This window comes from Azospirillum isscasi (assembly GCF_030849505.1).
Classification (GTDB): Bacteria; Pseudomonadota; Alphaproteobacteria; order Azospirillales; family Azospirillaceae; genus Azospirillum; species Azospirillum isscasi.
Window position 1 is genome coordinate 1 of record NZ_JAUJFI010000338.1, and the last position, 1,748, is coordinate 1,748.

Consider the following 1,748-nt stretch of genomic DNA (forward strand, 5'->3'; position numbering starts at 1 on the left):
AACGCGCGTCTGGCGCGGTCGGGGATGTGCGTGGCGATGGTCGGCCTGATGGCCATCGTGGCGGTGGTGTTCTATCAGGTCTTCGGCCGCTACGTGCTGAACGACTCGCCGACCTGGGCGGAGAGCCTGGCCATCGTGCTGGTCCTCTACGTCACCCTGATCGGCGCCGCCGTCGGGGTCCGCGACGCCGGCCACATCGGCCTGGAATCCTTCCTCGTCATGCTGCCCGACGCCATCCGCCGCAAGGTCGAGATCGTCATCTACGCCCTGGTCGGCGTCTTCGGCGCCTGCATGGCCTACAACGGCTGGGTCCTCGGCACCTCCGTCGCCGCCTATCACATCCCCAACCTGCACGTCTCCGAAGCCGTCCGCTACATCCCGCTCGTGCTCTCCGGCGTCCTGATCGTGCTCTTCGCCATCGAACACGTCGTCGCCATCATCCGCGGCGAGGAGGTCGCGCCATCATGGAACTGACCATCCTTTCCATCACCTTCTTCGGCTTCCTCGTGCTGGGCATCCCGGTCGCCTTCGCCATCGGCCTGTCGGCGCTGTGCACCATCCTCTACGAGGGCCTCCCCGTCGCCGTCATCTTCCAGCAGATGATGTCCGGCATGAACGTCTTCTCCTTCCTCGCCATCCCCTTCTTCGTCTTCTCCGGCGAGCTGATGCTCCACGGCGGCGTCGCCGACAAGATCGTCGCCGCCGCCAAGAACATGGTCGGCCACATCCGCGGCGGCCTCGGCATGTCCAACGTGGTGGCCTGCACCCTGTTCGGCGGCGTCGCCGGATCCCCCGTCGCCGACGTCTCGGCCATGGGGGCGGTGATGATCCCGATGATGAAGCGCGAGGGCTACCACGCCGACTACGCGGTCAACGTCACCACCCACGCCGCGCTGGTCGGCGCGCTGATGCCGACCAGCCACAACATGATCATCTACGCCCTGGCCGCCGGCGGCAAGGCCTCCATCGGCGCGCTGATCGCCGCGGGCATCGTCCCGGCCCTGCTGCTCATGGTCTGCAACCTCGGCGCCGCCTACTTCGTCGCGGTCCGCCGCGGCTACCCCGCCGGCAGCTTCCCCGGCTGGGCGATCCTGGGCCGCTCCTTCGCCGCCGCCGCCCCCGGCCTGCTCATCGTCGTGATCATCCTGGCCGGCATCACCTCGGGCGTCTTCACCGCCACCGAGTCCGCCTCCATCGCGGTGATCTACGCCCTGCTCCTCACCACCTTCGTCTACCGCACCCTGACCTGGGAGCATTTCCTGGCCGCCGCCGCCAAAACGGTCAAGACCACCGGCGTCGTCCTGCTGCTGATCGGCGTCTCCACGATGTTCCAGTACATCATGGGCCTCTACCAGGTCGCCGAGATCACCGGCGAGCTGATGGCCGGCATCTCGACCAACCCGCTGGTCATCTTCCTGCTGATCAACATCATCCTGTTCCTGCTCGGCACCTTCATGGACATGGCCAGCACCATCCTGATCTGCACGCCGATCTTCCTGCCCATCGCCATGCAGTACGGCATGGACCCCGTGCAGTTCGGCATCGTCATGCTGATCAACTGCGCGCTGGGCCTCAACACCCCGCCCGTCGGCACCACCCAGTTCATCGGCTGCGCCATCGGCGAGGTCTCCGTCGGCCAGGTCATGCGCTCCATCACTCCCTTCTACGGCGCCCTCTTCGTCACTCTCCTCCTCGTCACCTACGTCCCAACCTTCTCCCTCTGGCTCCCACATCTCCTCATGCGCTGA

At 66.5% G+C, this 1,748-nt stretch carries 2 protein-coding genes; both read left to right on the forward strand.

Going from position 1 to position 1,748, the window contains the following annotated elements:
- Nucleotides 1–474: TRAP transporter small permease (locus tag QSG27_RS28840; RefSeq protein ID WP_306712276.1), on the forward strand; the 474-nt coding region annotated here is incomplete at its 5' end.
- A complete protein-coding gene (locus tag QSG27_RS28845; protein ID WP_306712277.1) occupies nt 465–1,748 on the forward strand; it encodes a TRAP transporter large permease in 1,284 nt (427 codons plus the stop codon). The genes QSG27_RS28840 and QSG27_RS28845, both read left to right, overlap by 10 nt.